This is a genomic window from Bartonella pachyuromydis, assembly GCF_039543065.1.
Classification (GTDB): domain Bacteria; phylum Pseudomonadota; class Alphaproteobacteria; order Rhizobiales; family Rhizobiaceae; genus Bartonella; species Bartonella pachyuromydis.
The window spans coordinates 1-8,059 of the sequence record NZ_BAABJA010000025.1; the positions used below are offsets into that span (position 1 = coordinate 1).

Genomic DNA, 8,059 nt, shown 5'->3' on the forward strand with positions numbered 1-8,059 from the left:
TCATAAACCTTTGCATTGCCATATACATAGCCACCAACACCAGCATTGCCAAAAACCCTTGCATTATCATAAACACGACCAGTTTTTACAACATAAGCATTATCACCAACCCAGCAATTACCATCATGAGAGAGGTTGCTTTCATTCTCAATAAAGCCCCCCAGATCCCCAGCCTTAATATCAGCAAAGTCTTTTAAAGCTTTAATGCGATAAAGAATTTGGTTATCGAATACACGTGTCTCATTTGTGAGTGCAAACTTTTTTTGCATGGCACAATTCCTTTATAAGAAGATTTAATTTTTAAAATGAAAGAATTTGGTTAGAAAGCAGGCGCCCCCGCACCGCCCGTGCTTTATTTATGCAGTTGTAAAAACAATTTCACCAACAACAACGGGTTCTTTATAATTGCCACCAATTTTGCTATCACCACTTATCTCAGTATAACCAATCACTTGAGCATTGCCATAGACATGCGCATTCCCATAGACCTTGCCATAAATTTTAGCATTGTCATAAATGCGCGCATCATCATAAACCTCAGCATTCTCAGAAATTAAAGCATTATTGAAAACCCGTGCGCCACCATAGACCTTGCCATAAACCTTAGCATTGTCACAAACACAGCCCCTATCATAAACATGGGCATAACAAGTCACTATAGCATTCCCATAAACTTTAGCTTCTCTATTGACCATAGCACCGCCACAAACATGGGCATTATCGCAAACCCTAGCATTGTCAAAAACTATAGCATCTTCATAAACATGGGCATTATCATAAACTTGAGAACTTCCTAAAACACGTGCTTTGTCATAAACCTCAGCATTGCCATAAATTCTAGTTTTATCAAGAAACTTGCCATAAATAGTGTCATAAATTTTTGCATTGCCATACACTTTAGCATGTCCAAAAACATCCCCATAAATCAATGCGTTCTCATAGACTTGCGCATTGCCATAAATCTCAGCTCTAATATGCACGCTAGCATTGCCATAGACCCTTGCATTTTCATAAATTTTAGCAGATCCAGTAATTTTTGCATTATCCGAAACATGAGCATTATCAAAGACACGGGCATCCCCATAAACCATGGCATCGCCTCCAACCCAGCAATTGCCATTATCAGCTAAATTTGCCACCTTGTGTATAAAGCCACCGAGGTCACCAGCCTTTACATTGGCAAAATCCCTTAAAGCACGAATGCGATAAAGAGTATAATCACCGACCTCTATTGTTTCACCTGTAAATTCGTATTTTTTTGCAGGCTCTTGTTTGTTATTAGATGCGGTTTCATTTGAAATGTTAGAAATAACGGGGGTGTTTTTTGATATATTTGTCATAATTAAAACCTTGTCGTAATTAAATTTTCTATTGACGACCCTATAAGGGCGCCGGGTGCTAGAAAACACGGCGACAAGTCCGCTGCTTACACTTTTCTCATAAAGAGTATTGTATGGTGTAAACACACCCGACAAAATTCTCATATACTAACAAAAGCATAAAAGATATCAGTTTTTTTAACATGGGAAAGATTGTTTCGTAATCTATCCGCTTGTCGTTTCAAAGTGTTTTCTAATCACTTGACTATTTATATAACAAAATACGTATTTATTGTCAATTAATTTATACACTTTTTTGATATTTTTTATAATTTTTTTAAATGCATTATGTGTATATATTTATCATAATCTTATAAAACACTTATTTTGTATTATGTGCTTTTAAAGCTATATTATGGGCATTCTTAAACGATTGCGTTCTTTTTTGACTCTATACATTTATAATATTTAGAAACGCTCTCATGATGCGTATTTTTATCTTTATAATGCATTTATTTTTTACTAAATGGTTTTTAAAGATTTCTGTTAATTTCTTTTATAATACATTTGCAACTTAATAGCTTTTATAGGGACTATCTTTATAAGCAATGCATTCATTTGCATTTATGATTATAAGACCTTGCTGTTTTCACGCATTCTTTATAGCCACCGCATCATTTTTCATTTTCATAAGAGAAATGATAATTGTGATTTATTGCTTTTTATGAAAACCTCTAAAGAAAGACTGATAACTATAGAGAGTAGCAAAATCGCTTTTAATAGACTTTTGTTAGTCTTGTCAGTTTAGTCAGTTGTTTTTAGACCCTAGAGTATTTTTTTAAATGAGATAAAAAATTAAAAACATTATATTTCAATATGTTAGCATTTTAATTATACAACCTTTATTAAGACATAACCCATAAATTCAACTCATAGTATATTTTTGTCAGTTATCTGTCAGTAAATTGAACTGACAAAATGATTATTTTAGTGAGTGATTAAAACGTGTTTTATGAAAAGCATGTGATCTTTAAAAAGCCTTTCAAAAGACAGTTTATAATCATAAGAAATGCTATCAAGATTGTTACGATTATGAATTTTGAGGATTTTGAAGATTTTGAGGGTTCCTTTTACGCCCCCTTATATATTTTTTTCAATCAAAAAAATAAAAGTTATTATATTTCAATGTGTTATTATTTTAATAATACAACCTATATCGAAAACACAACCTTAAATTCAACCCATAGTATATTTTTGAAGGTATTTTGAGGGTTTGAGAAACCTTCAAAACCTATAAGTAATATAAGCAAAATGAATATACATAACTCTCTTTAAACAAGGCTTTTGAAAAGTACAAAGCTATCATTTGAGATTATGGTATAATCTTTTAGAGGCAATCCAAATGACAGTGTTTAAAAGTGCAAATGATTTCTTTTTAGAATAACGCATATAAACACTCCTTTTAAGATTGTAGATAATCAACTTACAAGAGAGGTATAGATTATGGTTATAAGTTCTATACCCCTTATGAGTTTTAAGGTCTTATAAGCTTATTCAGTTTCTCTTATTTCTAATTTTGGTAGGCTCTTAACAATTTTCATTGTCTCTAAACTTACGGTAATAACCCTTTGAAACAACTCCAATGGATAAGCAGGGTTTCCAACGGTTTCAACAGCATAGCGATTAGCATCATTAACAATACCACTCTTTTTATCAGTTTTAACGCATTGACGTTCCATAACCCATTCAAGAGCGGGCTTGCCATTAACAATATACTCATAAGCTTCAAGGGGAATATCTGTTATGATGATGTTGCTGTTATAAATAACAGTGGATTTATCCTTTTCCTTACTATCCTTAATTTTCGCGAATTTCATTTCAGTCACGTAATAAAATTCCTCAGGATTAGAAATATCAGTCTGTTTTGGATTACTCTTTTTAAAGGTTACTGGATAAGGTTCCACATCTTCATAATTGACGTGCAAATGCCCCAGTTCACGCCCTGCTGTCACAAATATCCAAAAGTCTTCAGCAGTTTTTACACAAGGAATACGAGGCAATTCTTTAGAGAGGTTATCAGCATAGCGAGTACGATAATCTTCTGAATGTAAAAGACCGTACACATAATAGAATAGATCATCTTTTGTTATATTCTCATTAGGATAAGCAGCTTTAAAATGGGCTAGTCCTTCATCCGTAATAGCATCACGCCTCTGTAAACCAGCTGTTTTTCTCTCTTCTGTAGAATTTGTAAATAGATAAGACTGATTATTATCTCTTAAAGCTGTAACATTTTCGTAAATATATCGTGGAAAGCATTGACTAGTATCCATTGCATGAAAATCAGGCACAGTCTTAGTCATCAATACAGAAAACTCCTTCGTTGCTCCGGTACCTGTAATTTGTATCACTTTATTTTCAATCACTTCACCCATTGGAAATATACATGGAATTTGGGCAACCATTTCATTAAAAGCACGATTATAATAGAGCCATTGTTGTGTAAAAGGACGATATAGGCTTTGAGCAAGGCATACATTTTCAAACTCAAAAATCTTTCCTTTAGTTAAATGTTTTTTAAGATTAAGACTCCAACTGATTTTCGTTTCATCCGCATTGACAAAATTATCTACAACTTTTGTAACTGTTCTACGGTCAGTATGTGGATAGCTATTATTAAAACGTTCTACCTCACTATTATAGAAGGCAATCATATTATTCATATTTTTTGCTAAAACTTCACGGCTTGAGTTATATGCCCAAGCATCACGATTGGTTTTTAGACCACAAGAATAAGTAGAAAAGAGCTTTTTACCATATCCTTTTTTATCACCCATGGCTAAAAATTCTTTAAAACTGTCATCACGTTGATCAAGCCAATCACCATGTCTGTCTGGTGTGATTATTTGCCAACCTTTTTTGCTCCGTGTAATACCATGAATGCTCCTAAATTTTTCAATTATTGTGAGCTTTTCTTCTCTATTGAGATAATCTCCAATATCATGGAAATATATCTTCCCACGTTGTTCAGATTCTGGATTTTTGACGAGAATAGAAATCGCTATAGGGGCTCGAGAGCCTTCGCCAAAAATTCCACCACTTTCTTTTTTGCGTTGTTCTCCAGAAGTCCGAGCATTTCCTCGTAAATGGAAAATATAAAGGCTACTAAATTCCTTAACAAGGCATTTGCGTAAGCCATTTAAAGAACATGCATTAATAAACCCTGCGTTTGTAACAAAACCAATAACACCACGGTTTTTTAGACGGTCACTTGCCCAACGAATAGCACGGATATAACTATCATAAAGTGCTTGCATATTCATTGATTCAGATTGAGCAGCATAAGTTTCACTGATACGATTATCTAATAGTGGATAAGGAGTATTTTTTGCATTGTCATTGGCACTTTTTTGCCCTGTTGAATAAGGAGGATTGCCAAAGATAACTTTGATATCCAGTTTCTTTTGATATTCTAAATATTCACTGTTTTCTTTCATAGTACCTTCCATCAGATCTTTTTTCTCAAAAAGATGAAACGTATCGGTTAAACCAATATGCTTGAATGGGATATAATTCCCTTTCATAAGACCATGATAGGTTGCTTCGATATTGATGGCTGCTATGTAATAGGCTAGCAAGACAATCTCATTAGCATGGATATCATAACGGTATTTATACTCCATATCCTCTGGTTTTATGAGATTGGATTGTAACAACCGTGTGATAAAGGTACCTGTACCCGTAAAAGGGTCAAGAATAGAAACACCACGTGATCCTAGGCTTTTTCCAAATTCATTGCGTAATACTTCATCAACAGAATGAATAATAAAATCCACAACCTCAATGGGGGTATAAACAATTCCTAATTTTTCTACTGTACGTGGAAAAGCATAACGGAAAAATTCATTATAAAGTTCTACAATTAAGCTTTGTTGTGCTTCAAGAGTGGTAATTCCACGCGTGTAAAATTGTACACTCCTAGAAATATTTTTGAGATCTTGAGATTCTTCTTTAAGAGTAAAGTTATCAAGGGCATTGAGTACACGTTGTAAAGCACAAGATACGGGATTTTCTTGAACAAACTGATGCCCCTCAAATAAAGCATTAAAGACTGGACGCGTCACAAGATGTTGCGCAAGCATTTCAATCGCATTTTGTTCAGAGATATTCGTATTTAAATTGCTACGCAATTCGGTCATAAAATCATTAAACACCCGCCGTGTTTCAGTTTCTGATTTTGTTAAAACCTCAGTTAAGCGTGTGATATGAGTTTGAGCAAGATCACCAACATTTATTGCCCATTTTTTCCAATAGCTAGGGTCGTAAAATCTCTTAACAATAGCAGCTTTAATGACATCTTTACATTTAGAAAAAAGGGGGAGTTCTCCTTGTACTTCGTGTGTTTGAGAGGGTTCATAAGTTGCTAACCCAATATTAAGTCCTGAATATTCTAATTTTGAGCGTGTAGGTAAATCATCAATAACCGTGGTCGTATCTTCTAACGCAAGTTCTTGAGAAGCTGCTACGATTTCAAGAGCATGGCTTACGTCTTGTTTTTTGTGCATATGGTGAATTATTTTATTAAAGTTATCATCATGGGCACGTAAAGCATTGAGAACTTGCCAAATGACATTATACTTTTGGTTTTTTTCTAAGGCTATTTCCGGTGGAATGCCAGCGGGTATCCCAATAGGGAGAATGATATAGCCTCTTTTTTTACCTTCTGCTCGACGCATGACGCGTCCTATTGCTTGAATAATCTCAATTTGACTTTTGCGCGGGTGTAAAAATAGAACGGCATCAAGAGCAGGAACATCAACACCCTCAGACAAACAGCGTACATTGGTGAGTACACGACAAGTATTTTCCCCCGCATCTTCCTTTAACCAGTCAAGTTGCTTTGTACGCTCTTTAGCACTAAAGGTTCCATCAATATGGGCAAGGGTACAGTTAAGAGGGGGAATATCTTTATAGTTTTTATGAAGAGCGCGTAAAGATTCTTGCACTTTTTCTTTTTTGAATCTTTTGCATATACGTTTAGAAGTCTCAATATCTTTGCAAAAAGCCAAAGCTCTGCGCATAGGCTTGGGGTCATCTTCAAGATCAAGTTTCAGATCCATTTTGGTAAGGGCTCTATAACAGCCATTAATCTTGGTCCTATCGTCAAGAATAAGTTCATAATCCTTATCGGTAATAAGATGTTGAATGGATTGGCTTATTTCCTCTTCGTTAACAACTAATATGATAACTTTACAAGGTGATAACAGCTTATCCTCTAAAGCACGTGAAAAGTTGTAAGTGTAAAGTTGTTTGCCATAGAGTTTTTCATTATCCATGGACACCAAAATGTTATTAGATAAGACAGCATTCCTTTTCAGCTTGTCACTAAAGATCTTCGGGGTTGCTGTCATATACAGACGTTTTTTACCCCGAATGATGCTGTTATCATGAACTTTGATAAATTCAGATTCATGCTTGTCTGTTCCCAATACAACCCCCGTTGTCCTATGAGCTTCATCACAAATGATCAGATCAAATTCGGGTAAATCATATTCCTTTTGTGCATCCGAAATCACTTGAATGGAATGGTAAGTCGAAAAGACCACAGTCATCACATCAAGAGAAGTTTTATTGGCTTTACGGGCAAGTTCTTTTGCATCCGTGGTCGCCGGTAAGACAAGATCAGATGCATCAAGACCAGCTTCATCATCATGTTTCCCTTTACGACGTTTGCCAACTTGTGTATCCGAACACACGGCAAAGGAACGCAAGGGGATTTCTGTATCAAGGGTCCATTCACGGATTGTTTGTGACATCAAAGCAAGAGAAGGCACTAAAAACAACACACGCTTGCCTTTTCCGGCTATGCTCTCTGCTATCTTTAGACTGGTGAATGTTTTACCCGTCCCACATGCCATAATAAGCTTGCCACGGTCTGCTTCTTGTAAACCTTCACAAACTTTCTCAAGCGCTTCTATCTGATGGTCTAAAAGCTTTTTTTTGGGTTGTTCTTTAAGGACGGCTTGTCCTCGTTCTTTATAAGCCCCCCAATCAATTTGACTGTTTTCTAAATCAAACAGATTAATCTGTTGAATACGAACCTCTTGACCATCACAAGTGTTGTTAGCATTATCACTCCAATTGCTTTCAGTGCTATCAACCAAAATACGACGCGTAAAAATCTTTTTCCCAGAGGCAGCGATAAAGCTATCAATATCTTCTTTTTTAATGATGTGAGAAGCATCATAGCATTTACATTGAATAGCCGCATAACCTCCTTCATCACGGATTGTAGCAACTAGATCAATGCCGATATCACGTCTATCTTCATCATGTTCCTCAGCCCATTCCGAATAAGTCTGAACCTTTTCGTATTCCTGCTTTTGTAAAGGGTCTTCAGAGAAATAATCCTTCACAAGATTTTCAAACAGCGTTCCCAATTCACGGGGTGATTTAGCCTTTTTACGGTAGAATTCTAAGAGAGAACGTAAAGTGACTTGTTCATGATCAGACTTAAGAGATTGCTGCATATTATAACAGAGCCTATTTTTTTATAATGTGTTTAATTCTCTTCAAAAGAATCAAAATGAAGCTTATTAAATCCATTTTGAACGAATTGAGAAAAAATGCAGAAAAATGCATAAAAACGGATAAATTTTTTCAAAAGGAGCTTTAAAAGCCTATTTATCCACAGCTTATAGATGCATGGTTAGATCAGCACAATAATGAAATTTGCTATT

The 8,059-nt window shown here is 35.2% G+C and carries 2 protein-coding genes and 1 pseudogene; all 3 read right to left on the reverse strand.

Annotation, left to right across the window (positions count from 1 at the left end; genetic code table 11):
- Window positions 1-269: pseudogene (locus ABD917_RS08290) on the reverse strand (hypothetical protein); the annotation flags it as partial.
- Window positions 270-356: 87 nt separating this feature from the next.
- Window positions 357-1,340: a hypothetical protein gene (locus ABD917_RS08295; protein WP_345119610.1), complete on the reverse strand. Its 984-nt coding sequence runs from the start codon at window positions 1,338-1,340 to the stop codon at window positions 357-359.
- A gap of 1,529 nt (window positions 1,341-2,869) precedes the next feature.
- Window positions 2,870-7,849: a DEAD/DEAH box helicase gene (locus ABD917_RS08300; RefSeq protein WP_345119611.1), complete on the reverse strand. Its 4,980-nt coding sequence runs from the start codon at window positions 7,847-7,849 to the stop codon at window positions 2,870-2,872.
- Window positions 7,850-8,059 lie beyond the last annotated feature (210 nt).

What these genes read in the sequence shown, in the direction of transcription:
- ABD917_RS08295 (WP_345119610.1), bottom strand. Translation starts at nt 1,340, where the DNA reads ATGACAAATATATCAAAAAACACCCCCGTTATTTCTAACATTTCAAAT.
- ABD917_RS08300 (WP_345119611.1), bottom strand. Translation starts at nt 7,849, where the DNA reads ATGCAGCAATCTCTTAAGTCTGATCATGAACAAGTCACTTTACGTTCT.